This window comes from Phyllobacterium brassicacearum, from assembly GCF_003010955.1.
GTDB classification, from domain to species: Bacteria; Pseudomonadota; Alphaproteobacteria; order Rhizobiales; family Rhizobiaceae; genus Phyllobacterium; species Phyllobacterium brassicacearum.
The window spans coordinates 46,067-70,849 of record NZ_PGGO01000012.1 but is presented as its reverse complement, the minus strand read 5'-3'; the positions used below and the strand labels follow the sequence as shown (position 1 = coordinate 70,849).

Here is a 24,783-nt window from a genome sequence, read left to right as displayed (position 1 = left end):
CCGAAACGACATGATTGCCAACTTGACGCTTATGGCACCTGAACTACTGATCACAGTGGGTGCGCTGGCTCTCCTGATGATCGGCGCGTTTTCCGGTGAGCGGGCAAATACGCTGGTTGTTGGCCTCTCGGTGGCCGTGCTTCTGGCTGCGCTCGCCCTGGTCGTTCTGTTTCCGCAGGATGGTAATGTGTTTGGACGTGCGTTTGTCAGCGATCCGTTCTCGCGTTTCATGAAAGTGCTGACATTGGTTGGTTCAGTTGTGACGCTAGTCATGTCCGTTGGCTTCGCCAAGGCCGAAAAGTTTGACAACTTCGAATTCCCGATCCTGATCCTGTTGGCGACGCTCGGCATGCTGCTGATGATCTCGGCAAACGACACGCTGTCGCTTTACCTTGGTCTCGAATTGCAGTCGCTTGCACTTTACGTCGTCGCTGCCATCAATCGCGACAATGTCCGTTCGACAGAAGCTGGCCTGAAATACTTCGTCCTTGGGGCCTTGTCGTCCGGCATGCTGCTCTACGGCATTTCTCTGGTCTATGGCTTCACTGGCCACACTGGTTTCGAGGCTATTGCCCAGGCCCTGGCAAGCGAACAGCGGCAACTTGGCGTGGTGTTCGGCCTGGTCTTCATCTTGGCCGGACTGGCTTTCAAGATCTCAGCCGTACCGTTCCACATGTGGACGCCGGACGTGTACGAGGGTGCGCCAACCCCGGTGACGGCGTTTTTCGCCAGCGCGCCGAAAATGGCTGCCATGGCTTTGCTGACCCGTGTTGCCGTTGAGACTTTCCAGCCGATCACCCATGACTGGCAGCAGGTGATCGTATTTATTGCAATCGCATCGATGATCCTTGGTGCGTTCGCGGCGATCGGTCAGCGCAACATCAAGCGCCTGATGGCCTATTCTTCGATCAGCCACATGGGCTACGCTCTCGTCGGTCTCGCTGCCGGTACAGTGATTGGTGTTCGCGGTGTTGCGATTTATATGCTGATCTATCTTGTGACGACATTGGGCACATTTGCCTTCATTCTTGCCATGCGCCGCAAGGAAGGAAATGTCGAGCAGATCGGTGATCTGGCGGGGTTGTCGCGCACCAATCCCATCATGGCGACGATCCTTACCATCCTGATGTTCTCGCTCGCCGGCATTCCACCGCTCGCCGGCTTCTGGGGCAAGTGGTACACATTCCTGGCGGCAATGCAGGCTAATCTTTACGCGCTGGCGATCATCGGCATCGTTGCGTCGGTCGTGGGTGCCTTCTACTATCTACGTATTATCAAGATCATGTGGTTCGATGAACCGGTCGGCGCCTTTGTACCAATGTCGGGCGAACTTCGTCTCGTGCTCGGAGTGTCCGGTCTGCTGGTTCTGTTCTACGTTCTGATTGGTGGACCAGTCAGCACATACGCAGAAGCTGCCGCCAAGACCTTCTTCTGAGCATCCCCATGGGATTCTCGCTTTCGCCTCTGGCACAGCAAAATGGCTTTCGGCTGGAGGCGTTTGAGACGATCGGCTCGACCAACGCCGTCGCGCTCGAAAGGGCGCAGGCGGGTGATCCGGGAAAATTATGGATTGTCTCCAAGAAGCAGGAAAGCGGACGCGGCCGGCGTGGCCGCGCCTGGGCCACATCGCACGGAAATCTTGCGGCTTCATTACTGTTGACTGGTCGTTTTGAGCTCAAGACTGCGGCAACGCTTGGCTTTGTCGCGGGACTGTCGCTGGCCGACGCCTTGGATGCTGTGTGTCCATCCGCCAAATTCTCGGTTGGCCTTGATGGCGCCGCCAACACGGAGACGGGCAAGTCACCTTTGCGCGTGGAGCTCAAATGGCCCAATGATCTCTTGGCCGATGGGGCAAAGCTTGCGGGCATATTGCTCGAGTCGACGCAGTTGCCGGATAATCGCATGGCGATTGTCGTCGGCATTGGTGTCAATGTCGTTGCCTATCCCGAGGATGTTCCTTACCCGGCCACTTCGCTAACACGGCTTGGCGCTAATTGTGATGCGGAAACGCTCTTTTTGGCACTGTCCGATGCATGGGAAGAGAATAGCCGTATGTGGGGTGAGGGGCGTGGGCTTGCCGCAATACGCAAGCGTTGGCTTGCGCGCGCGGCCGGTCTAGGCAGCGAAGTGGCTGTGCGAGTCGACGGGACCGTCCTGCGTGGTATATTCGAGACGATTGACGAGGACTGCCGCTTCGTTATTCGCGACAATGATGGACAGCGGGTGAAGATTGCCGCCGGCGATGTCCATTTTGGTGCAGTTGCGTCGGCCAGTGCCGAATAGTTCAGTTTCTAGGAGTATAAATGCCAACTTCCGATCAGGCCGAGCTTGTTTTCCTTCCCTTAGGTGGTGTCGGTGAGATCGGGATGAATCTGGCCATGTACGGCTATGGCCCCGCGCACAAGCGTGAATGGGTCGTGGTTGACATGGGCGTGAGTTTCGCTGGCCCGGACCTTCCGGGCGCCGATCTCGTGCTGCCAGACATCCGTTTCCTGCAAGCAGAGCGCAATAATCTCAAGGGCATTGTGATTACGCATGCCCATGAAGACCATTACGGTGCTTTGCTTGATTTGTGGCCGATGCTCAACGTTCCTGTCTATGCATCACCCTTCACCGCTGGCTTGCTCGATGCAAAGCGTCAGTCGGAACCAGGAGCCCCGGACATTCCGGTGACTGTCTATCGAGCCGGTGAGACCTTCACGGTCGGTCCTTTCGAGTTCGAAGCGCTGGCAGTGACCCATTCGATTCCGGAACCGATGTCGTTGGCGATCAGAACGCCGCTCGGCATGGTTGTTCACACCGGTGATTGGAAGATGGATCCGGAACCGTCGCTCGGACCATTGATCAATGAATCACGTTTCCGTGCGCTCGGCGACGAAGGCGTGCTCGCCATGATGTGTGATTCCACCAACGCGCTTCGCGATGGAGAGTCTCCATCGGAACTGGAAGTGGGCGAAAGCCTTCGCGAAATCATCGAGAAAGCGCGCGGGCGCGTTGCCATCACGACCTTTTCGTCCAATGTGGGGCGCATTCGTTCGATTGCCTTGGCCGCGCGTGATGCCGGACGCCAGGTTCTCGTTCTTGGCCGCTCGATGAAGCGCATGATCGATGTGGCGAGCGAACTTGGCTACCTTGATGGCGTTCCGGAGTTCCTTTCCGAGGACGATTATGGCTTCATTCCACGCGAGAATATCGTTGTCATTCTTACCGGCAGCCAGGGAGAGCCGCGCGCCGCGCTGGCAAAGCTGGCTCGTGACGAAATGCGTAGTGTTGCATTGTCGCCGGGAGACACAGTGATCTACTCCTCGCGTCCCATTCCGGGTAACGAAAAGCCGATCATTGAGACGAAGAACCTCCTGATCGAGCAGGGCATCCACGTTATTTCCGATGGCGATGCGTTGGTGCATGTTTCTGGACATCCGCGCCGTAATGAGTTGAAACGCATGTATGAATGGGTGCGCCCGCGCATTCTCGTTCCCGTGCACGGCGAGGCAGCACATCTTGTAGGGCAGGGGTCGCTGGCGGCCATGGCTGGGATTCCGGAAGTGCCGCAGGTGCGCAACGGCGACGTATTACGTCTGGCACCCGGCAGAGCTGAAATCATCGATCAGGCGCCCTTCGGACGATTGTACAAGGATGGCAAGCTGATTGGCGATGAAGAGGAGGTTGGGATCGTCGACCGGCGCAAGCTCTCCTATGTCGGTCACGTTGCCGTTTCGATGCTGCTTGATGAGAGATACAACATTATTGAGGATCCCGAGATCGTTCCGATCGGCCTCCCTGAGAATGATGATGAGGGGGAATTGCTCGAAGATCTCCTTTATGACGCGGCAGTCGGTGCCGTTCAAAGTATTCCGCGCGAAAAGCGCAAGGACATTGCCATGGTGCGCGAGGCCGTGCGTCGGGCCGTACGGGCCGCAACCAATGAAGTGTGGGGCAAGAAGCCGATAGTGACCGTCTTCGTGACGCGGCCTTGAGGTAGACAAATGCTTGGCCGCCTCAATCACGTCGCAATTGCAGTCCCGGATTTGGCGGCGGCGTCCGCGATTTATCGGAACACACTTGGAGCAAAGCTGACAGACCCGCAGATTCTGCCGGAACACGGCGTCACGGTCGTCTTCATCGACGTTGGCAATACGAAGATCGAGCTGCTGGAGCCTTTGGGTGCGGATTCGCCAATCGCGGCGTTTCTGGCAAAGAACCCGTCCGGTGGTATCCACCATGTCTGCTACGAAGTGCCCGATATTCTTGCGGCGCGCGATCGGCTAAAAGAACAGGGCGCGCGTATTCTCGGCGATGGAGAGCCAAAAATCGGCGCACACGGCAAACCCGTACTGTTTCTTCACCCGAAGGACTTCAATGGGACACTGATTGAACTGGAGCAAGAGTAAATGCCAATCGCAACCGCCATGGCGGTCTATTTTATCCTGTGGTGGCTGACACTCTTTACCATGCTGCCGATCGGTCTGCGGACCCAGGGCGATGAAGAGGATGTGACGCTAGGAACGCCTGCAAGCGCCCCGCACAAACATAGAATGGGCAGGGTCTTTCTGCTCACGACGATCATTTCCGCCATCATCTTTGCGATCTTTTATGTCGTGAACCAGAAACTTGGATATGGTGTTGACGATATTCCGGTGTTCTTCCCGCAGTTAAGGTAGGTTGCGCTGTTCCCTGGGACGGCGAAAGACAACCTGAATGGCCGGATATTCATTAGCCAACAAAACTGCAAAGGGTCGAATTGTCCGGGTTCACCTGTGCAAGTCCATCTGCCATGGTCATTCCAGATGCAGAGCCGGACGCTTTACAGTCTTCGTGATGGATCTTTGGCTATTCCAATGCGACGCTGAAAAGTTACTCGAGGAAAAGCCAGTAACATATTGAGCAGGCGATTGAGGACAAAAAAAATGCAAGGCTTTCACCTTGCATTTGAAGATCGCGTCCGACCTAATCCACTTGCGTGGCGGCTGCGGTTTAACCGCGCCAAAGGTCACATCCTCCCAAGACTTTGACCGCGTAGGAAAGCAGAAATATTCTTACTTTCTCCTTATGATTAAAAAAATAGCGGAGTGCCTTCGAAATGTCACGAAAAATATTCGTCCTGGTCATTTTTTGCTTACAAATCTGGCAGAGAGGTGAATCCTCCGTGAATTCCCGGCCGTTTCATTTGCGGTTGCGGGTTCCCAATCAGCTTCGATACGGTTAAGAAACATCGACTTTGCACTTGGTTTTGCCTGATTCTTAAAGCACTCAGGCAGTGTTCAATTTGGTGATTCTCGATGCGCCTTTCCCGCTACTTTCTGCCCATTCTCAAAGAAAACCCCAAGGAGGCGGAAATCGTCTCGCATCGGCTGATGTTGCGTGCCGGTCTGATCCGTCAGGAATCTGCCGGCATCTATGCCTGGCTGCCGGCGGGTCTGCGCATACTCAACAAGGTCAGCAACATCATCCGCGAGGAACAGAATCGTTCCGGTGCGATCGAATTGCTGATGCCGACGATCCAGTCGGCCGATCTGTGGCGCGAGAGTGGTCGCTACGATGCCTACGGTGACGAGATGCTGCGCATCAAGGACCGGGGCGAGCGTGAGATGCTGTACGGCCCGACCAACGAGGAAATGATCACAGAGATTTTCCGGGCCTATGTGAAATCCTATAAGGACCTGCCGCTTAATCTCTATCACATCCAGTGGAAATTCCGCGATGAACGCCGTCCGCGCTTCGGCGTCATGCGTTCGCGCGAATTCCTGATGAAGGATGCGTATTCATTTGATCTCGATTTTGACGGCGCCAAGGCTGCCTATAACCGCATGTTTGTCGCTTACCTGCGCACTTTCTCGCGTTTGGGTATCAAGGTAATCCCGATGCGGGCCGATACGGGACCGATTGGCGGCGAGCTCAGCCATGAATTCATCATTCTCGCCGATACGGGGGAGAGCCAGGTCTTCTGCGACCGTGCATATCTCGATCTACCGGTGCCGGGTGCCGATACGAACTTCGACGATGACGCTGAGATCGCCAATATCGTCACCCGCTGGACGACGCCTTATGCGGCGACCGACGAAATGCATGACGAGGCTGCGTGGGCAAAGGTTGGACAATCCGAACAGCTCGCCGCGCGCGGCATCGAGGTGGGCCACATTTTCCATTTCGGCACAAAGTATTCTGAACCTATGGGCGCAAAGGTGAGCGGCCCTGACGGCAAGGATCATCTGGTGTCGATGGGTTCCTACGGCATTGGCCCGTCGCGTGTCATTGCAGCGATCATCGAGGCCTCGCATGACGAGAACGGTATTATCTGGCCGAGAGCCGTTGCGCCTTTCGGCGCGGGCATCGTCAACATGAAGCCGGGTGATGAAGGCTGTGATGCCGTTTCGGGCAAGCTTTACGAAGCCCTGACGAACGCCGGTCTCGAGCCGTTGCTGGACGATACCGACGATCGTCCGGGCGCCAAGTTCGCGACCATGGATCTCATCGGCTTGCCAACGCAGGTGATTGTCGGTCCGCGCGGGGTCGTGGCCGGTGAAGTTGAAATCAAGGACCGCGCAACCGGTGCACGGGAAACCTTGAGCATAGAGGCGGCAATCAACAAGCTCGCGGGGCCTGCGAACTTTCAGGCAGGAATTCTATGAGCGAAGCGACCGCCACCGCGACGTCCGGTTCCAAGCCTTTCTCATCCTATGAGCGAATGATCGCCTGGCGCTATTTGCGGGCCAGGCGCAAGGAAACGTTTATTTCGGTGATTGCCGGATTTTCGTTTACCGGGATCATGCTCGGCGTCGCGACGCTCATCATCGTGATGGCGGTGATGAACGGTTTCCGCAGCGAACTCCTGACACGCATCCTTGGCATAAACGGCCATGTCATAATGCAGCCAATGGATCGGCCGCTTGACGATTTCGATGCCGTGATCAAGCGCATCGATGCCGTACCCGGGGTTTCCTTCGCTATTCCCGTCGTGGAGGGGCAAGTGCTGGCCAAGGGCAATGTCGGGGCTGGCACCGGCGCCTTGGTTCGCGGCCTGCGCGAGGAAGACATCGCGAAACTCCAACTCGTCGCCAAGAATGTTCGCCAGGGGACGTTCGAGGGATTCAACAGCGGCGGCGGCGTCGCCATAGGCACACGCATGGCTGAGAACATGGGATTGGGCCTCGGCGACAAGCTGACCCTGATTTCGCCGGACGGCGATGTAACGCCGCTCGGTATGGCGCCACGTGTCAAATCCTATCCAGTAACGGCGATCTTCGAGATTGGCATGTCCGAGTATGATGCCTCGATCGTGCTGATGCCGCTCGAAGAATCGCAGCTCTACTTCAATCAGGACAACAAAGTTCAGTCGATCGAGATATTTGCCGATAACCCGGACAATGTGGATGCGCTGAAGAAGCCGATTGAAGAAGCAGGGCAGCGGGCGTTGATGCTCACCGACTGGCGCCAGCGCAACCAGACGTTCTTCTCCGCGCTGCAGGTCGAGCGTAATGTCATGTTCATGATCCTGACGCTGATTGTGCTCGTTGCTGCGCTTAACATCATCTCCGGCCTGATCATGTTGGTGAAGGACAAGGGGCATGACATCGCGATCCTCCGTACCATGGGCGCGACACGTAACTCGATCCTGCGCATATTCCTGATGACTGGTGCCGCGATCGGTGTCACGGGGACCATTGCAGGGGTCGTGCTTGGTGTGGTTGTCTGTCTCAATGTCGAGCGCATCAGGGAGTTCTTCTCCTGGGTTTCTGGAACAACCCTGTTCAATCCTGAGCTTTATTTCCTGAGCACATTGCCGGCAAAGATGGATTTCAACGAAACGTTCTCGGTTATCCTCATGGCACTTGTCCTGTCGTTTCTGGCAACGCTGTTTCCGGCATGGCGCGCGGCCACGCTCGATCCCGTTGAAGCCTTGAGGTACGAATAATATGGCAAACGGGTCCATTCTTGAGCTGACGGGCGTCGGTCGTCGGTACAATGAGATCGGCCGTGAACTGGTCATTCTCGACAGCGCCAATTTTTCCCTTGGCAAGGGTGAGATGGTCGCGCTTGTCGCCCCCTCCGGGGCGGGCAAATCAACATTGCTGCACACGGCCGGCTTGCTTGAGCGACCGGACAGCGGCGACGTTCTCCTTGATGGCAGGTCGTGCGGGTCGCTTTCCGATGACGAGAGAACTGCAATCCGCCGAAACGATATCGGCTTCGTCTACCAGTTTCACCATCTCCTTCCGGAGTTTTCCGCGCTTGAAAACGTGATGATGCCGCAATTGATTCGCGGCATGAAACCTGGCGTGGCCTCCGAGCGCGCCCAGCAACTGCTCGACTACATGAAAGTGGGTGCACGTGCCTCGCATCGGCCAAGCGAACTCTCTGGTGGCGAACAGCAGCGCGTCGCAATTGCCCGCGCGGTAGCCAATGCTCCACTGGTGCTCCTGGCGGACGAGCCGACAGGCAACCTTGATCCGGTAACGTCTTCCTATGTGTTTGAGGCGCTGGAGGCACTGGTGCGCCAATCGGGTCTGTCGGCGATGATTGCCACGCACAATTTTGAGCTTGCACGCCGCATGGACCGCCGCGTGACTCTGAAGGACGGCAAGATCACCAATCTTTGACCGTTTCCTTCTCATTTTACCTTCCATTAATATTTCGAAAACCATAGCGCCATTCGGCGCTTTGGCCCGCTTGACTTTGGAACAAAAATAGAACAAAACATAGACATAGAGACAACGAAGAAGGGTTTTACCGATGAGCGAACTTTTCCAGGACGTCATGTCATTCGTTACAGTTAGCCTTTTCATTGCGACGTTCGCAATGTGGGTAAGCGCAATCTGATTGATAAGGGTCGCAGAGATCGGAGATCCTGCGATCCATTTCTGTCCACTGTTGAAGCGGGAGGAATCCTCAATTCAGGTGGACACCTCATCGCGCATGTCGGACTATAATGGCGCGGTGAATCGGTTTCTCCGTACGTGTTCCGGAGATAGTGAAAATTGGCAGACGAACAGGGCTATAGCGGCGAGAGCAATGCAAGCAGGCAGGCGTTGCGCTTCGTTCACCTGAGGGTTCATTCTGCCTATTCGCTGCTTGAAGGCGCTTTGCAGGTTCCAAAAGTCATCGATCTTGCCGTTGCAAGTAAGGCGCCGGCGATTGCCATCACCGATACCAACAATCTCTTTGGCGCTCTGGAGTTTGCGCAGAAGGGGTCAAAAGCCGGACTGCAGCCTATCATTGGTTGCCAGCTTGACATCGCTTTTCACGATCAAACGGAAGAAAGCCGCAGCGCCAATCGCCGCGAGGCCCTTGGTCTGGCGCCGCTTGTCCTTCTTGCGGCAACGGAAGAAGGTTACGCAAATCTCGTGCGCCTTGTGAGCCGCGCATATCTCGAGACGGCGGCTGGTGATCCCGTTCATATTGCGTCCCATTGGTTGCCGGGCCGTGCGGAGGGCATCATTGCCTTGTCCGGCGGGCCGGAAGGAACGATTGCCAAGGCGATCAAGGACGACCGTGTTGATCGCGCGCGTCAGCGGCTCATCTATTTGAGGTCGCTCTTTGGCGACAGGCTCTATATCGAGTTGCAGCGGCATCGGGGCTATGATCGCGCGCTCGAGGCAGCACAGGTTGAACTTGCCTACGAGTTGGAATTACCGCTCGTAGCAACGAACGACGTTTTCTTCTCGAAGAGCGGGGATTACGAGGCCCACGATGCCCTGCTGGCGATCGCATCGGGTTCGCTTTTGTCAATCGACGACCGGCGGCGCCTGACGTCCGACCACTATCTCAAAAGCGAAGACGAGATGGTGCAATTGTTTGCAGACCTTCCGGAAGCGGTGGAGAACACGGTCGAGATCGCGCAGCGCTGTTCCTATTATCCGAAAAATCGGGCGCCTATCCTGCCGCGGTTTACCGGCGAGAGTGATGATCCCGAGGCTGCCCTGCGGGCCGAAGCCGATGAGTTGGCACGGCAGGCCAGGGAAGGCCTGGCGCAACGCATCGAGACTTCGGGGCTCGCGGAAGGGCACACGCGCGAGCAATATGCCGAGCGGCTTGAATACGAGATCTCCATCATCACCCGGATGAAATATCCGGGCTACTTTCTCATCGTTGCCGACTTTATCAAATGGGCAAAAGCCCATGATATTCCAGTTGGTCCGGGCCGTGGATCGGGCGCAGGTTCGCTCGTCGCCTATGCGCTTACGATCACGGACGTTGACCCGCTCCGGTTTTCACTGCTGTTCGAACGCTTCCTCAATCCGGACCGCGTCTCGATGCCGGACTTTGACATCGACTTCTGCCAGGATCGGCGAGATGAGGTCATTCGATATGTGCAGGGCAAATACGGCCGCGATCAGGTAGCGCAGATCATCACCTTCGGTACGCTGCAGGCTCGCGCTGTATTGCGGGACGTGGGGCGCGTCCTCGAAATGCCCTATGGCCAGGTCGATCGTCTCACCAAGATGGTGCCCGCCAATCCCGCCAATCCCGTGACTTTGTCGAAGGCGATCGAAGACGAACCGCGTCTGCGCGAGGAGCGTGACAAGGAGCCGGTGGTTGAGCGGTTGCTTGACATATCGTTGAAGCTGGAAGGCCTTTATCGTCACGCGTCGACCCACGCGGCGGGTATCGTGATCGGAGACCGACCCCTGTCTGAACTCGTGCCGATGTACCGCGATCCGCGTTCCGACATGCCGGTAACCCAGTTCAACATGAAGATGGTTGAAGAGGCGGGGCTGGTCAAATTCGACTTCCTCGGCCTGAAAACGCTGACCGTGCTTCAGACCGCCATTAATCTCGTCAAGCGGCGCGGGATCACCGTTGATCTCTCCAATCTGCCGTTCGATGACAAGCCTACCTACGAGATGCTGTCGCGAGGCGAGACGGTCGGCGTGTTCCAGGTGGAAAGCACTGGGATGCGCAAGGCTCTGATCGGCATGCGGCCTGATCGGATTGAGGACATCATCGCGCTCGTTGCGCTCTATCGGCCGGGACCGATGGAAAACATCCCCACCTACAACGCGCGCAAGAACGGCGACGAGGAGATGGCGTCGATCCACCCGAAAATCGACCATCTCGTCAAGGAGACTCAAGGCGTCATCATCTATCAGGAACAGGTGATGCAGATCGCGCAGGAGATGTCCGGCTACACGCTGGGCGAGGCCGATCTCCTACGCCGCGCCATGGGCAAGAAAATCCGTGCCGAAATGGACATGCAGCGGGTGCGGTTCGTCGACGGCGCCGTGGAACGCGGCGTGACCAAGCCGCAAGCCAACTTCATTTTCGATCTTCTCGCCAAGTTCGCCGACTACGGCTTCAACAAATCCCATGCCGCCGCCTACGCCATCGTGTCATTCCAGACCGCCTACATGAAGGCACACTATCCGGTCGAATTCCTTGCCGCATCAATGACATACGACATGTCGAACACGGACAAGCTGAACGATTTCCGCCGGGAGGCTGTGCGGCTTGGCATTGAAGTAGTGACACCTTCCGTCAACACCTCGTATCGCCTGTTCGAGGTCGGTGAAAACCGCATCTACTATTCTCTGGCGGCCATCAAGGGCGTGGGCGAAGCCGCAGTTGATCATATTGTCGAGAAGCGTGGGGCCACGCCTTACGCCAGCCTTGAGGATTTCTGCGAACGGATCGATCCGCGGGTCGTCAACCGGCGGGTGTTTGAAAGCCTGATCAATGCCGGTGCATTCGATTGCTTCGGACGCGAGCGGCCAGCCTTGATTGCAGGACTCGACCGCATCATCGGCCATGCTCAGCGCACCCAGGAGGACAGTGTCAGCGGCCAGGCCGACATATTTGGCGGCATGGCAGGTGCAGGCGTTCAGACGATACAACTGCCGGCGGCTGCACCGTGGCTCTCGGCGGAAAAACTGCGACGCGAATTCGAAGCGGCGGGTTTCTACCTTTCTGCGCACCCGCTCGACGAATATCGGCCGATTCTCGAAAAGATGCGGGTGCAGACCTGGGCCGAGTTTTCGGCGGCTGTGAAGCGCGGTGCCAATGCCGGTCGCTTGGCCGGTACCATTACCGCCAAGCAGGAGCGCAAGACCAAGACCGGCAACAAGATGGGAATCATCCAATTCTCTGATTCTTCAGGGCAATTCGAGGCGGTGCTCTTCTCGGAAGCCCTGGCGCAGTATCGCGACCTGCTCGAGCCGGGCAGGTCGGTCGTCGTAACGGTTGGCGCCGAAGACCGGCCGGAAGGCATCAGCCTACGCATCCAGACGGCGCAATCGCTTGAAGACGAGGCGACGCGCATGCAGAAGGCTTTGCGCCTCTACATGCGCTCCAGCGAGCCGCTGAGCGCCATTACACCCTATCTGGCACCACAGAACGATGGGCAGGTCGTCAGCTTGATCTTGATCAAGGAAAACGGCGCAACCGAAGTCGAGATCGAATTGCCCAACCGCTATCGTGTCGGCCCGCAGATCGCCAGCGCGATGAAGGCCATTCCAGGTATTGTCGAAGTGGAAATGGGGTAGGATTTCAACCCGCTACACTAAAATCACAATGTCAGATGGAGATTCTGGTACCAGAACCGGCGTTTCTTGTATCTGATTTGGTAAAACTCATACCAAATTCACCCATTCTCGTTCGGATCGATTTCATCGGGAACGGTCGGCGTTCGAGAATTGAACTTCCTGAACGTATAGCCCGTTTCGACAGCATTATTCCCGAATTTCCCGCGCAGTTTGTCGATGGCAGTCTCTGCAACTGCTCGTTTAGTCGCCTGCGTATCGACGAGATCGAGCGGATCGGCCCGGCCGTCGTCGCTGAGGTCGCTGACACCGATTCCGATGAGGCGAAACCGGGTTCCATCGATTTCCTTCTCAAGCAATGACATGCCCGTACGGAAAATACGATCGGCAAGTTGCGTTGGATAGGCAAGCTGGCGGTTTCTTGTCCGCAACTTGAAATCGCGCGACTTCAGTTTAAGCACGACTGTGCGCCCGGCGATGTCGGCTGCTTTGAGACGCCGGGAAACCTTCTCTGACAGCGAGCGCAGGATCGGGACAAGTTCATCGAGCGACGCAATGTCTTCGTTGAAGGTGGTCTCAGCGGAGACGCTCTTGCTTTCACTTTCCGGCTCTACACGGCGGGTGTCGAGGCCGCGTGACAGGCGGTACAGTCGCTGGCCCATGGTCCCGTACGAGGCCATAAGCGGGCCGAGCTCCATGGTTTGCAGCTGGCCGATCGTGCGGATTCCGTCGCGCTCCAGCGTCGCCGCAAAAGCCTTGCCCACACCCCAGATCATCGTGACCGGCTTGTCAGCCAAGAAGGTGAGGGCTTCTTCTTGGCCGATGATGGAAAAACCGCGCGGCTTGTCGAAGTCGGACGCGATTTTCGCCAGGAACTTGCAATAGGAAATTCCAACGGAAACGGACAATCCCATTTCCCGCTCAACGCGATTGGAGAACTGCGCCATCACACGTGCCGGTGGATCGTGGTGCAGGCGCTCGGTCCCTGACAGGTCGAGAAAGGCCTCGTCAATCGATAGCGGTTCGACGAGCGGGGTCAGATCGCGCATCATCTGCCGGATTTCGCGGCCGACCCGGACATATTTCTCCATGTCAGGCCCGATCACGACGGCATGCGGACAGGCCTCAAGTGCCTTGAACATCGGCATGGCAGACTTCACGCCATGGATGCGGGCGACATAGCAAGCCGTTGAAACAACGCCACGTTTGCCGCCGCCAATGATCACGGGCCTGTTTCGCAATTCCGGATTGTCGCGCTTTTCTACCGAAGCGTAGAACGCATCGCAATCCACATGGGCGATCCGGAGCCGGTAAAGCTCCGGATGGCGCAAGAGACGCGGACTCCCGCACACATGGCAGCGGCGTCCTTCCGACGTCTGTGCGGCCAGGCAATCACGGCAAAAACCAAATCTCGGATCGTTGAGGGTCGCCATGGTGGCCAGGTCCGGAACATAAAAGGAACACGCAGACCTTATCGAAGGTGCCTTTGGCTTGCAACGACCGGCAGCGGGCTATCAACTGTTCAATCGATGTCTTGCCGGCCGCCAGGAAGAAGCCGAAGCGCTTCCTGGAAGAGGGCAGGATCTGTTCCAGTTGCTTCGCAATAGCGCATCAATGTCGGTTCGTGCCCAAGGTAGAACTGGAGAACGCCCGCCAGAAATCCCGGCTCGCCGGCTGCTGTTCGAATCTGATCGGCGGTAATTCCGGTCAACGCAAGGAACCGGGCAAGCAACTCGCTGTCGTCAGCCAGAAACATCAAAGAATTGATCGCCATGGATTCCGCGTCGCCAACATTGATCTGCTTCCTCATTTATACCGCCTGTTCATGGGTTTGCTGGGGTTTGCCGCCCAAGAATAGTTCAGTTTGGCAAGGTTACGCGCTATTTCGCGATCCCAAAATTCGCTGTAGCCGGTTGAATATGACCAAAAGAAGATGTTCAATAAATCCTTGGTTAAACATGATCAGCAGCATTTCGGGATTGGGCTGAAGAGTTTCCTTTTCATCAATCATCACAGGCTATCAAATGCATCTATGCAGTTGGGGCTGCGACCTAACCTTTGTCCCATAGATCTTGGCGGACGGCATGCGTCTTTCAAGCATGATCAACAGGAAATTGCCAATGGTAAAGAAAGTGATGATCGTCGAGGACAATGAGCTCAACATGAAGCTCTTCCGCGATCTTATCGAAGCCAGCGGCTACGAAACCATCCGCACCCGCAACGGGCTGGAAGCGCTTGATCTTGCAAGGGAACATCGGCCGGACCTGATTCTCATGGATATCCAGTTGCCGGAAGTTTCCGGTCTGGAAGTCACCAAGTGGCTGAAAGCCGATGATGATCTCCATGTGATTCCTATCATTGCCGTTACGGCTTTCGCCATGAAGGGTGATGAGGAACGTATCAGGCAAGGTGGTTGCGAGGCCTATATCTCGAAGCCGATCTCGGTGCCGAAATTCATCGAAACGATCAAATCTTACCTTGGCGATGCTTGACCATGACGGCTCGAATCCTTGTTGTTGATGATGTTCCCGCTAATGTGAAGCTTCTGGAGGCGCGGCTAAGCGCTGAATATTATGAAGTTGTCACCGCCTCCGATGGTTACGAGGCACTTGAGATTTGTGAAACCAGCAATGTCGATGTGATTCTGCTCGATGTGATGATGCCGGGAATGGACGGCTTTGAAGTCTGCCGCCGCTTGAAATCGAATGCGTCTACCGCCCACATTCCCGTTATCCTCGTCACGGCGCTCGATCAGGATTCAGACCGGATCACCGGACTGAACTTCGGGGCAGATGATTTTCTGACGAAACCCGTCAACGATTTGCAACTTCTTGCACGCGTGAAGAGCTTGGTCCGGTTGAAAAACCTCACCGACGAGCTGCGGCTGCGCGTCGCCACCACCCGTGATGTCGGGGTCGAATCCATCCTGCGATTTCCCGCCGGCGGCGACGGCCTTGCCAAGAACGCCCGTATATTGTTGATCGATGAGCGGCCGGAAAGCGTGGATCGCATACGGCGGATCTTGGGCGACGAAGGTGTCGTTGATGTCCAGACCGATCCTCAGACCGGTTTCTTTGACGCCATTCAGGGCAATCACGATTGCCTGTTCATTGCTTCGAGCTTTGCCGCCTTCGATCCGCTGCGCATCTGTGCGCAGTTGCGATCGCTCGACAATACACGCTCGTTGCCGATCATCCTCGTGGCGGATCAGGGTGAAGAAACACTGATCAGACGTGCCCTGGAACTCGGCGTAAACGACTATCTGATACGACCGCTCAACCCGAATGAATTATTGGCGAGGTTGCGTACGCAATTGCGCCGCAAGGCTTATCATGACGGCCTTCGCGCCAGCGTCGTGAAGACCTACGAAATGGCAGTGACCGACAGCCTGACCGGACTGCACAACCGGCTTTATCTCGAGACGCACATCGCAACGTTGTTCAAGCGCGCCGTGGATCGCCGGCGCCCGTTGTCGATTTTGATGACGGATATCGACCGATTCAAACTCATCAATGATACCCATGGTCACGACGGCGGAGACGAGGTGTTGCGCGAATTTGCCCGGCGCCTCCGGCGAAATGTGCGCGGTAGTGATCTCGCCAGTCGCTATGGGGGTGAGGAGTTCTTCATCGTCATGCCAGACACCGACGCGGCGCTGGCAGCCATGGTCGCAGAACGCATCAGACGCGAAGTCGCTTCGACACCGTTTGTTGTCAATCAAGCGGGCGCCAGCGTTCCAGTGACCATTAGCATCGGTATTGCCAGCGTAATGTCCAAGGACGACAGCGTGCAGAACCTGCTCAAGCGCGCTGACGAGGCCCTCTATGGCGCCAAGGCGTCGGGCCGCAACAAAGTGGTCTCAGCAGCGGCCTGACAAACGCACAAACAAAAATGCCGCCCCGAGGGCGGCATTTTTGTTTCCAGGCACCAAGATTACTTGATCTTGGTTTCCTTGAATTCGACGTGCTTGCGTGCGACCGGGTCGTACTTGCGGAAGGACATCTTCTCCGTCTTGGTACGGCTGTTCTTGCTCGTAACGTAGAAGAAACCGGTGTCAGCGGTCGACAGAAGCTTGATCTTGATATTCGCAGCCTTAGCCATTTTCAGTTTACCTGTTCTGATTATTGAGGACCGCTATTCAAGTCCAGCAGCGTGGCTATAAGCGGAAATTCGGCCGGACACTTAACCGAACAGGGCGAAAAGTCAAGCCTAGGACAGTGATCTCATCGATTTATTCATCTCGCAGGACAACCGCGCACAGCCTGCTCGAATTTTCTCTCAACTGCCAGTTCGTTGCTGATGGCTGAAATTCACGCGATGAATCAAGGACCCGCTTGATCAAGCATCGAAGGCAGAAGCAGCAACACCGGGCCAGCCGGTGCATCGGAGGAGATAGGCTCCTCCGACTGCGGCAAGAGCCTTGCCCTCAACTTGGAGGTGATTCATGTGGCGACGTCCACTTAACATCACCCTTATGGTGAAAAGAACCCGGACCGGCTGGCAAGTTGTGTTCCGGGTTCAATTCAACCTAAAAGGAAAGGGAGGCAGGCGAAAGCTCGTCTCTCACTCCAAGAACAATATAGAACTGTCGGAACCGATTCCAATCGCACTCTGGTTGTAATACTAGCCCCTGCGGCTGATCAGACGTGACCCCACGAGAATCGCATAGGCTGCGAAGAATATTGCAAGCGCAACAGAGAACCCCTGCGGCCCCATGAGATCCATGCCGATGCCAATTGCCTGGGGGCCGACCAGCATGCCGATGGCATAGCAGAAAACAAAGGCGGCGTTCGCTGAGGCAAGTTCGCGGCCGGTCAGCTGTGAGCCGAGATGTGCCAGGCCAACCGTATAGAGGCCGGCCACAACGCCGCCCCAGATGAAAAGCAGCGCCGCCACGAGGTACCAATTGGTGGAAATGAACGGCAGCACACACATGCCGGCAAGGCCAATCAAGGCGCAGGCGAGCAGGATCTTGCGCCGGTCGTTGACGTGGTCGCTAAGCAGCCCGATGGGAATCTGCAACAGCACATTGCCAAGTCCAATTGTCGTGAGGAGAAGTGCCGCGTTGGCCTCACTGTAGCCGATACGCGCGCCAAAGACCGGAAACAGCGCAAAGCCGCCAGTTTCGACAGCTCCGAAGACGAACACGGCTGCAGTCGCGGTGGGTACGGCCCAGATGAAGGGCGCAAACGGTACATGCTCCTCCTCATGGAAATCCGGGCTCTCTCTCCACGCCATGAGCACTGGAAGCATGGCGAAGATGATGATGCCGAAACCAACGGCAAAGGGCATGATGCCAACACTGCCGATGCGCGAAAACAGCCATGGACCGAGCGCGAATCCCATCGACAATACCGTCGCGTAAATGCCGAGTACCAGCCCGCGTCTTTCGGGCGGGGCGGCAGCGTTGATCCAATACTCTGACAGAATGAAGAGCATTGTGAGCGCAAAATGCAGAAACACGCGCAGCACGACCCACATCCAGAAGTCGGTGAAGAAATGGAACCCGACAAACGAGAACGCGCCAATCACGAGCATTGCAAGCAAAGTCGGTACAACACCGAAGCGAGCCGCAATGGGCGCAGCGAACGGCGCAGCGACAATCGACGCGATCCCCGCGACAGCGGCGTTGAGACCAATCATGGTGGCCGAATGACCACGGCTCTCCAGAATGACACTCAGAAGTGGAATACCAAGGCCGATGGCAACACCAACAGCGCTGATCGTTGCGATGGCTGCGACAAGCGCGCGCCATTGAGATCGGATTGCGATCCGTTCAGACGTTGGCATTGCATCCATGAATCAAAAAACCTCTCGGACGAATCGTCCATATTTCATGCGGTATTGAATGACGGGATTGCCGGGCTCAAGCAAAGGATTGCTGGCCAGAACCGCTTCGGCTTCCCTAATGATCATCCGGGTAATCTCCGGAATGTCGAGTTGCGTCGCTTCCGAGAATGGGAGCCAGCACAATTCTTCGAGTTCTTGCGATGGTCCCGTGGCCTCTGGCAGGGCATCTGCTACGGCATCGCGATAGGCGAGAAAAAACCGTGTGTCAAAACGGCGGGAACCACCGGGAGGCGTTGTCGCTCTGGCAAAATAGCGCAACACGGACAGATCCGGATGAATGTTGCGCTCGACAAATGCGCTCCAATCCGGGTGGGTTATCGAGGGGCGATCGAGATTCCGGCGTCCGAGAAAAAGCCCGGCTTCTTCGTAGGTCTCGCGGATTGCCGAGAGCGCAAGAGCACGGCAGCGCTGAATGCTTGAACGGCTGCCCATGCCATTCAGAAGTTTCGTTTGGTCGGCGGCAGAAAGCTCAGCAATAGCGGCGATACGCCCATCCGCAGTTTCGGTGCGTCCACCGGGAAAAACGAACTTCCCGGGCATGAACACATGGCGCATGTGCCGCCTGCCCATGAGAATGCGCAAGGCCCCACCAGAGCGATCGACCAGCAACAGCGATGCCGCGTCGCGGGGCCTGATGCTGGCCAACCGTTTGCTTGCCTGTTCTGATGCAGATTTGTCCGGTTGGTTTAAAGCCATAAGATCACTGGTCCGATGGCTCCAGATCGTCGGTCTCGCCACCGAAACCATGCATATAGTTTGCCCATTGCAATCCAATGATCGCACCCTTGACCGGCTGCAGCAGCGCTATCGACATGAGGATCGTCAACGGAACCCAAATTGCCAGATGTACCCAATTGGCCAGCAGAAACAGTGTCTCAACTGCCAGAAATCCTCCAAGTACAATATGACCGACAATTGTGATGGTTATGTAGGCGGGGAAATCATCGGCCCGCTGTGGTGTGTAGTCTTCGCCGCAGACAGCGCAGTTATCGACCGGTTTGACGAAGGCGCGAAACAGTTTGCCTTCACCGCAATGCGGGCAGCGGCAGCGAAAACCGCGCCACATGGCCCGCCCGAGCGGGCGGGCGGGTCTTGCCGGGGCGGTGTCCGCGCCAAAAATCTGTACTGTCATCCTCGGCCTCTTCGCCCGCCGCGCGATACGCTGGTTGGGCGCTTCTGGTTGCCGCGCACGAAGCGCTTTGCCTTGTGGTGTGAGCGCACACCGCTGGGAACCGGGTGGGGCTCGGAGAGCATTTCAAACCGCAATGCGCCCGCTACCGGCAAGGCCTCTACCAGACGAACCTCGACGATATCGCCAAGCCGGAAGCCTTTTCCGCTCCGTTCACCGGAGAGGGCGTGGTTGGTTTCGTCGTAAAGATAGTAATCATCACCCAAAGTTGAAATGGGAATAAACCCGTCGGCACCATATGTCGCAAGCGAAACAAACAGGCCGGACTTGGTAACGCCCTGGACGCGTCCCTCGAAACTGCTGCCCACCTTGTCCGCAAGGTAGTGTGCGATCAGGCGATCGACGGTGTCACGTTCGGCAGCCATCGCGCGGCGTTCGGACGTGGAGATGAGCGCGGCGATTTCGGGAAGGGCGGCTTCTTCCTTCGCTGTAATGCCATCAGGACCGAGGCCGAGTGCGGAAATCAATGCACGATGGACAATGAGGTCGGCATAGCGGCGGATCGGCGAGGTGAAATGCGCGTAGCGATGGAGGTTGAGGCCGAAATGCCCAATATTCTCCGGGTTGTATTCGGCCTGAGACTGCGATCTCAGCACGACCTGGTTGACCAGATCCTGCTGTTCGCTGCCTTCGACGCGCTTCAGGATATTGTTGAACTGGTTGGGCCGAAGCTCCGCGCCGCGGGCAAGGGAAATGTCGAGCGTGCGCAGGAATTCCCGGAGCGTTTCCTGCTTGGCCAATGACGGCGCGTCGTGGATGCGGAAGATCAGCGGCTGCTTCTTGCGTTCCAGTGTCTCGGCCGCGGCGACGTTCGCCTGGATCATGAATTCTTCGATGAGCTTGTGCGCATCGAGCCGCGGCGGGATGACGACCTTGTCGACCTTGCCTTCCGGCGTCAGCAAGATCTTCTTTTCGGGCAGATCGAGCTCCAGCGGCTCCCGTGCGTCGCGCCCGCGCTTCAGCGTCGCATAGGCGGCCCACAGCGGCTTCAGAATCGTATCGAGGATCGGCGCTGTCTTCTCATCCGGCCCACCGTCGATCGCCGCCTGTGCCTGTGGATAGGAGAGGCGGGCATGGGAGCGCATCATGATGCGGTGGAAACTGTGCGAAACCTTGCGGCCCTCCGAACTGAATATCATCTGCACGGCAAGGGCAGGGCGATCCACGAGCTCCTTCAGCGAGCACAGGTCGTTGGAAATGCGCTCCGGAAGCATCGGCACGACCCGGTCCGGGAAATAGACCGAATTGCCGCGCTTCAATGCCTCGCGGTCGAGTTGCGAATCCGGCGTCACATAGGCTGCGACATCGGCGATGGCGACCGTGGCGATGAACCCGGCGGGGTTCTTCTCATCCGTATCGGGCTCGGCATAGACAGCGTCGTCATGATCCTTGGCATCGGCCGGATCAATCGTGACGAGCGGGACATGCCGCCAGTCCTCGCGATGAGCCATGGTGGCTGACTTGGCCTTCTCCGCCTCCACAATCACACTGTCAGGAAAGACGTGCGGGATCTCATGTTCGTGGATCGCGATCATCGACAGCGCTTTTTCACTTGCCACCGAGCCGACAACCTGGGTGATCCGGCCAAGAGCAAGCCCGTAGCGGCTGACTTTCGAAACCTCGACCTCGACGAGGTCATTGACCTTCGCATTGTTGAGCTGAGCGGGATCGATCGAGAGCTCTACCTGCCGCCGTTCGACGGGTTCCAGACGCCACTCGCCATTGTCGAGCTTGCGTAGGACGCCAAGCACAGCGTCCTTGCGATGTTCGATCCGCTTGATGACTCGCGCCGTATAGGCGGGACCCGACGGATCGGCACTGACAAAAATGCGCGCCAGGACACGGTCACCGACGCCGGGCGTTGGCCCCTTCTGGTTGCGCGACGCACGAATGAAAACGACAGGAGGGCGTTCCTGGTGGTTGACATCCCACTCCGCTGGTTTGGCAATCAGCCCGCCATCCCCTTCGCGTCCGGTGATATCCAGCACTGCCACACTTGGCAGGCTACCGGGCATGGTCAGCCGCTTGGCACGTTTTTCAACGAGGCCATCGTCGGCGAGGTCACGCAGAATGTCCTTCAGGGCAATGCGCGCTTCGCCCTTGAGATTGAACGCTTTGGCGATATCGCGCTTGCCGGCAAGGTTCGGGTTCTCCTTGATGAATTGGAGAATCTCATCGCGCCCCGGCATATGCGCTTCACGCTTCGGAGCCGCAGAATTGGCAAGCCGTTGTTTTCCGCTGGGTGGAGAGATACGGCGTGCCAATCGATTTGTCCTTAACTTGCTTTTTTGGTTGCAGCTTTTTTCGCGGCCGGTTTCTTGGCAGCAGGCTTTTTGGCCGCTGCCGCACGCTTGGCCGGGGCTTTCTTGGTGCCCTTCGAACCGGACTTCTCGGCGATCATAGCAAGAGCTTCCTCGACCGTCACGACCGCCGGGTCCTTACCCTTCGGTAGCGTGGCATTCACCTTGCCCCAGTTAACATAAGGGCCGTACTTGCCGTCACGAACGGTGATCACACCGCCATCCGGGTGTTCGCCGAGCTCCTTGAGCGCCGCAGGCGTACCGCGTCCGCGTCCCGGACCCTTGGCCTGCTTCTCGGCAAGCACGGTGACAGCCCGGTTGAGGCCGATCGAAAACACATCTTCCGCACTTTCGAGATTCGCATAAGTACCGTCATGCGCGATGTAGGGACCATAGCGTCCAATCCCGGCAGAGATCATCTTGGTCGACTCGGGGTGCTGGCCGACATCGCGGGGCAGGGATAACAGGGCCAACGCCTTCTCATGATCCATCGTGTCGAGCGTCCAGCCTTTTGGCAGGCTGGCACGTTTGGCTTCCTTGCCTTCGCCGCGCTGGATATAGGGTCCGAAGCGGCCATTGCGTGCGGTGATATCTTCACCGGTATAGGGGTCTTTGCCGAGCAACTTCGGTTCGTCACCACCATTGCCATTCTCGTTCGCCGCTTCACTTCCGCCGAGCTGGCGGGTGAATTTGCATTCCGGATAGTTCGAGCAGCCGACGAAAGCACCGTATTTGCCGAGCTTGAGCGAGAGATTGCCGGTGCCGCACACCTGGCAGATGCGCGGATCGCTGCCATCCTCCCGCGGCGGGAAGACGAGCGGGCCGAGCTGATCATTCAGCGCATCAAGCACATTAGTAACGCGCAATTCCTTGATACCATCGACGGAGCCGAAAAAATCGGTCCAGAAATCACGTAGAACATCCTTCCACTTGAGCTTTCCGTCGGAAATCTCGTCGAGCTTTTCTTCAAGATCGGCGGTGAAATCATATTCCACATAGCGCTTGAAGAAGCTCTCGAGGAACGCGATGACGAGCCGGCCCTTGGCTTCCGGAATGAGCTTGCGCTTGTCGATCGTTATGTATTCGCGGTCACGAAGGGTGGCGAGCGTCGCCGCATAGGTGGACGGACGGCCGATCCCGAGCTCTTCCATCTTCTTGATCAGCGTCGCTTCCGAATAGCGCGGCGGCGGCTCGGTCGAATGCTGCGTAGCGTTGATCTTTTCGCGGGCGAGTGCCTCGCCAGAGCGGATTTCCGGAAGACGCGCGCTGTCCTCATCGACTTCCTCTTCCTCGCGGTGCTCCGTATAGGCGCCGAGGAAGCCGTCAAATCGCACGACCGAACCCGTTGCACGCAGCTGTGCGAAGCGCGAACCGTTCTGCGCATCGATCTCAACGGTCGTCCGTTCGATGTCGGCTGACTGCATCTGGCTGGCGATGGCACGCTTCCAAATCAACTCGTAAAGTCTTGCCTGATCCGCATCAAGAAACTGGCGCATGTCCTTGGGATGCCGATTGAAATCCGTCGGACGGATCGCCTCGTGCGCTTCCTGGGCATTCTTCGCCTTGGTCGCGTAAAAGCGCGGCTTCTCGGGTACGTATTTTTCGCCGAATACTTTTCCAATAGTTTGGCGCGCGGCCTGAATGGCTTCTGGCGCCATCTGCACGCCGTCGGTTCGCATGTAGGTGATCAGACCCGCGGTCTCTGTACCAAGATCCATGCCTTCATAGAGCTTTTGTGCGATCTGCATGGTTCGCGATGCAGAAAAGCCGAGCTGACCCGATGCGGCCTGTTGTAAACTCGACGTTGTGAAGGGCGGTCCGGGACTGCGTTTGATTGGCTTCGCCTCGACAGACGCCGCCTTGAAGGACGCGCCTTCCAGCATGGTGCGAATTTCGCCAGCCTGTTCGCCGTTCTTGATGTCCAGCTTGCCGAGTTTCTTGCCGTCGACGGCAACCAGTCGCGCTTCGAAACCGTCATTGCGCGGCGTCTTCAGAAGCGCGGCGATATTCCAGTATTCCTCGCGGATGAAGCGTTCGATTTCCGCTTCGCGGTCGGCAACAAGGCGCAACGCCACTGATTGCACACGGCCCGCCGAGCGGGCGCCGGGCAGTTTACGCCACAGAACAGGCGACAGCGTAAAGCCGAAGAGATAGTCCAGCGCCCGTCGCGCCAGATAGGCATCAACGAGTGGCATATCGATGTCACGGGGATTCGCCATGGCATCGAGTACGGCGCCCTTGGTGATCGCATTGAACACGACCCGCTTTACAGGCTTTTTGCCAATCGCCTTCTTCTGCTGGAGGACTTCGAGCACGTGCCACGAAATAGCCTCGCCCTCACGATCCGGATCGGTTGCAAGAATGAGGCCGTCACTCTCCTTCAGCGCCTTCACAATATCGCCGAGGCGCTTGGACGAGGCGCTATCAACCTCCCACGACATCGAGAAGTCATCGTCGGGACGAACCGAGCCATCCTTGGCCGGCAAATCCCGCACATGGCCAAACGATGCCAGGACCGTGTAACCCGAACCGAGATATTTATTGATTGTTTTGGCCTTGGCAGGCGATTCAACGACGACAACGTTCATTATAGAATTGAGCTTTCCTGCCCTTGTCAGATTGCAAAAGCACTAATTTCACTTTGGAATTGGCCTTGTGAAATGAACAGGCTTCGACACAACGTCAAGGCCTGCACGTCAAAAATCGTTATTTGCAACCTCTGATTGCTCAACGAACTTATGCAATTAATGGTATTTTTCTCCGGGGTTCAAGGGTATAGTGGATTCAAGGCGAGTCATTTCTCGTTTACGCATTTAGAGTATAAAAAACAGAAGGTTAAGTAGGTATAAATTAAGCAATTCCGTATTAAAGTATAGCGCATATTTTCGATAAAAATTTATTTTTGAGGATGAGATTATGAGCGATAGTCAAATCAATCGGACTGAGAACGCAAGATTTATTCAGCAAATGC

General features: G+C 56.8%; 19 protein-coding genes. 11 read left to right on the top strand and 8 right to left on the bottom strand.

The window, feature by feature from the left end:
- Positions 1-10 precede the first annotated feature (10 nt).
- The 9 genes from nuoN to dnaE all read left to right on the top strand — a co-directional run bounded on the left by nuoN (position 11) and on the right by dnaE (position 12,476).
- A complete protein-coding gene (gene nuoN / locus CU102_RS16520; RefSeq protein ID WP_106712200.1) occupies positions 11-1,435 on the top strand; it encodes an NADH-quinone oxidoreductase subunit NuoN in 1,425 nt (474 codons plus the stop codon).
- Between the two features lie 8 nt (positions 1,436-1,443).
- Positions 1,444-2,283 (top strand): biotin--[acetyl-CoA-carboxylase] ligase, encoded by an 840-nt coding sequence (locus tag CU102_RS16515; protein ID WP_106712199.1) that lies wholly within the window; start codon positions 1,444-1,446, stop codon positions 2,281-2,283.
- 20 nt (positions 2,284-2,303) lie between these two features.
- Positions 2,304-3,977, top strand: coding sequence for a ribonuclease J (locus CU102_RS16510; protein WP_106712198.1), 1,674 nt, complete (start codon positions 2,304-2,306; stop codon positions 3,975-3,977).
- 9 nt (positions 3,978-3,986) lie between these two features.
- Entirely contained in the window at positions 3,987-4,391 is a 405-nt protein-coding gene (gene mce / locus CU102_RS16505) for a methylmalonyl-CoA epimerase (RefSeq protein ID WP_106712197.1), read from the top strand.
- Positions 4,392-4,661: a DUF1467 family protein gene (locus CU102_RS16500; protein ID WP_106712196.1), complete on the top strand. Its 270-nt coding sequence runs from the start codon at positions 4,392-4,394 to the stop codon at positions 4,659-4,661.
- A 618-nt stretch (positions 4,662-5,279) separates the two neighbouring features.
- On the top strand, positions 5,280-6,629 hold the full coding sequence (proS, locus tag CU102_RS16495) for a proline--tRNA ligase (protein ID WP_106712195.1): 1,350 nt from the start codon (positions 5,280-5,282) through the stop codon (positions 6,627-6,629).
- Positions 6,626-7,912, top strand: a complete 1,287-nt coding sequence (locus CU102_RS16490) for a lipoprotein-releasing ABC transporter permease subunit (RefSeq protein ID WP_106712194.1) — start codon at positions 6,626-6,628, stop codon at positions 7,910-7,912. Before proS ends, CU102_RS16490 begins: the two co-directional genes overlap by 4 nt.
- Before the next feature lies 1 nt (position 7,913).
- Positions 7,914-8,597, top strand: a complete 684-nt coding sequence (locus tag CU102_RS16485; RefSeq protein WP_106712193.1) for an ABC transporter ATP-binding protein — start codon at positions 7,914-7,916, stop codon at positions 8,595-8,597.
- 378 nt (positions 8,598-8,975) lie between these two features.
- Positions 8,976-12,476 carry a DNA polymerase III subunit alpha gene (dnaE, locus tag CU102_RS16480; RefSeq protein ID WP_106712192.1) on the top strand — a complete coding sequence of 1,167 codons (3,501 nt, stop codon included), beginning with the start codon at positions 8,976-8,978 and terminating at the stop codon, positions 12,474-12,476.
- Positions 12,477-12,574: 98 nt separating this feature from the next.
- On the opposite strand, the gene CU102_RS16475 is transcribed toward dnaE, so the two are convergent.
- Complete coding sequence (locus CU102_RS16475; RefSeq protein WP_106712191.1) at positions 12,575-13,906, bottom strand: DNA polymerase IV; 1,332 nt, start codon at positions 13,904-13,906, stop codon at positions 12,575-12,577.
- 89 nt (positions 13,907-13,995) lie between these two features.
- Complete coding sequence (locus tag CU102_RS16470; RefSeq protein WP_106712190.1) at positions 13,996-14,283, bottom strand: DUF3572 domain-containing protein; 288 nt, start codon at positions 14,281-14,283, stop codon at positions 13,996-13,998.
- A 310-nt stretch (positions 14,284-14,593) separates the two neighbouring features.
- On the opposite strand from CU102_RS16470, the gene CU102_RS16465 reads away from it, so the two are divergent.
- Positions 14,594-14,965, top strand: a complete 372-nt coding sequence (locus tag CU102_RS16465; RefSeq protein WP_008122893.1) for a response regulator — start codon at positions 14,594-14,596, stop codon at positions 14,963-14,965.
- A 2-nt stretch (positions 14,966-14,967) separates the two neighbouring features.
- Positions 14,968-16,347 carry a PleD family two-component system response regulator gene (locus CU102_RS16460; protein ID WP_106712189.1) on the top strand — a complete coding sequence of 460 codons (1,380 nt, stop codon included), beginning with the start codon at positions 14,968-14,970 and terminating at the stop codon, positions 16,345-16,347.
- A gap of 59 nt (positions 16,348-16,406) precedes the next feature.
- Here the strand turns inward: CU102_RS16460 and rpmG are convergent, their stop codons facing one another.
- The 6 genes from rpmG to topA form a co-directional block, all read right to left on the bottom strand.
- Positions 16,407-16,574 carry a 50S ribosomal protein L33 gene (gene rpmG / locus CU102_RS16455; RefSeq protein WP_008122896.1) on the bottom strand — a complete coding sequence of 56 codons (168 nt, stop codon included), beginning with the start codon at positions 16,572-16,574 and terminating at the stop codon, positions 16,407-16,409.
- A 522-nt stretch (positions 16,575-17,096) separates the two neighbouring features.
- Complete coding sequence (locus CU102_RS16450) at positions 17,097-18,272, bottom strand: MFS transporter (protein ID WP_425351562.1); 1,176 nt, start codon at positions 18,270-18,272, stop codon at positions 17,097-17,099.
- A gap of 3 nt (positions 18,273-18,275) precedes the next feature.
- Positions 18,276-19,019, bottom strand: a complete 744-nt coding sequence (locus tag CU102_RS16445; protein WP_106712188.1) for an NUDIX hydrolase — start codon at positions 19,017-19,019, stop codon at positions 18,276-18,278.
- 4 nt (positions 19,020-19,023) lie between these two features.
- Complete coding sequence (locus CU102_RS16440) at positions 19,024-19,455, bottom strand: DUF983 domain-containing protein (protein ID WP_106712187.1); 432 nt, start codon at positions 19,453-19,455, stop codon at positions 19,024-19,026.
- Positions 19,452-21,776 (bottom strand): ribonuclease R, encoded by a 2,325-nt coding sequence (rnr, locus tag CU102_RS16435; RefSeq protein ID WP_166648472.1) that lies wholly within the window; start codon positions 21,774-21,776, stop codon positions 19,452-19,454. The genes CU102_RS16440 and rnr overlap by 4 nt, the downstream gene beginning before the upstream one ends.
- Before the next feature lie 11 nt (positions 21,777-21,787).
- Entirely contained in the window at positions 21,788-24,400 is a 2,613-nt protein-coding gene (gene topA, locus CU102_RS16430) for a type I DNA topoisomerase (RefSeq protein ID WP_106712185.1), read from the bottom strand.
- Positions 24,401-24,783: the final 383 nt, after the last annotated feature.

Bases quoted from the DNA above. Each gene is read 5' to 3' on its own strand.
- CU102_RS16510 (WP_106712198.1), top strand. From the start codon at position 2,304: ATGCCAACTTCCGATCAGGCCGAGCTTGTTTTCCTTCCCTTAGGTGGT.
- rpmG (WP_008122896.1), bottom strand. From the start codon at position 16,574: ATGGCTAAGGCTGCGAATATCAAGATCAAGCTTCTGTCGACCGCTGAC.
- CU102_RS16490 (WP_106712194.1), top strand. From the start codon at position 6,626: ATGAGCGAAGCGACCGCCACCGCGACGTCCGGTTCCAAGCCTTTCTCA.
- proS (WP_106712195.1), top strand. From the start codon at position 5,280: ATGCGCCTTTCCCGCTACTTTCTGCCCATTCTCAAAGAAAACCCCAAG.
- CU102_RS16465 (WP_008122893.1), top strand. From the start codon at position 14,594: ATGGTAAAGAAAGTGATGATCGTCGAGGACAATGAGCTCAACATGAAG.
- CU102_RS16485 (WP_106712193.1), top strand. From the start codon at position 7,914: ATGGCAAACGGGTCCATTCTTGAGCTGACGGGCGTCGGTCGTCGGTAC.
- CU102_RS16460 (WP_106712189.1), top strand. From the start codon at position 14,968: ATGACGGCTCGAATCCTTGTTGTTGATGATGTTCCCGCTAATGTGAAG.
- topA (WP_106712185.1), bottom strand. From the start codon at position 24,400: ATGAACGTTGTCGTCGTTGAATCGCCTGCCAAGGCCAAAACAATCAAT.
- CU102_RS16440 (WP_106712187.1), bottom strand. From the start codon at position 19,455: ATGACAGTACAGATTTTTGGCGCGGACACCGCCCCGGCAAGACCCGCC.
- CU102_RS16445 (WP_106712188.1), bottom strand. From the start codon at position 19,019: ATGGCTTTAAACCAACCGGACAAATCTGCATCAGAACAGGCAAGCAAA.
- CU102_RS16500 (WP_106712196.1), top strand. From the start codon at position 4,392: ATGCCAATCGCAACCGCCATGGCGGTCTATTTTATCCTGTGGTGGCTG.
- CU102_RS16515 (WP_106712199.1), top strand. From the start codon at position 1,444: ATGGGATTCTCGCTTTCGCCTCTGGCACAGCAAAATGGCTTTCGGCTG.
- CU102_RS16470 (WP_106712190.1), bottom strand. From the start codon at position 14,283: ATGAGGAAGCAGATCAATGTTGGCGACGCGGAATCCATGGCGATCAAT.
- nuoN (WP_106712200.1), top strand. From the start codon at position 11: ATGATTGCCAACTTGACGCTTATGGCACCTGAACTACTGATCACAGTG.
- CU102_RS16475 (WP_106712191.1), bottom strand. From the start codon at position 13,906: ATGGCGACCCTCAACGATCCGAGATTTGGTTTTTGCCGTGATTGCCTG.
- mce (WP_106712197.1), top strand. From the start codon at position 3,987: ATGCTTGGCCGCCTCAATCACGTCGCAATTGCAGTCCCGGATTTGGCG.
- CU102_RS16450 (WP_425351562.1), bottom strand. From the start codon at position 18,272: ATGGATGCAATGCCAACGTCTGAACGGATCGCAATCCGATCTCAATGG.